The sequence below is a fragment of the Stenotrophomonas sp. CASM114 genome, from assembly GCF_049384325.1.
In the GTDB taxonomy this organism is placed as follows: domain Bacteria; phylum Pseudomonadota; class Gammaproteobacteria; order Xanthomonadales; family Xanthomonadaceae; genus Stenotrophomonas; species Stenotrophomonas muris.
In genome coordinates this window covers 1-383 of the sequence record NZ_JBMRGJ010000054.1, presented here as the reverse complement: position 1 = coordinate 383, position 383 = coordinate 1, and the positions used below count along the sequence as shown (strand labels likewise).

Annotated in this window: 1 protein-coding gene; it reads right to left on the bottom strand. The window is 33.2% G+C overall.

What is annotated here, in order from left to right:
• Positions 1–383: FAD-dependent oxidoreductase (locus tag VG566_RS20435; RefSeq protein WP_423172734.1), on the bottom strand; the 383-nt coding region annotated here is incomplete at both ends.

Sequence of the window (383 nt, the reverse complement as noted above, 5' to 3'; positions counted from 1 at the left end):
TCTTTACCCAAGCCAGCATCCATTGTAGCAATAATTGATGGTAAAAATTCGATTACAGAAACCTTTGTACCTAAACGAGCGTAAACAGAACCCAATTCTAAACCAATTACGCCACCACCAATAACTACCATTGTTTTTGGAACTTCTTTAATATTTAAAGCTTCGGTAGAAGTGATAATACGTTTTTTATCAATTGGTAAAAATGGTAAAGCAGTAGGTTTTGAACCTGTTGCAATGATTACATTTTTAGCGGTAATTGTTTCTGTTGTACCATCAGTTTTGGTAATTAAGATGGTGTTTTTATCTACAAACGAACCAAGACCTTCAAAAGCATCGATTTTATTTTTCTTGAAAAGATAAGTGATACCAGCTGTATTTTGCAA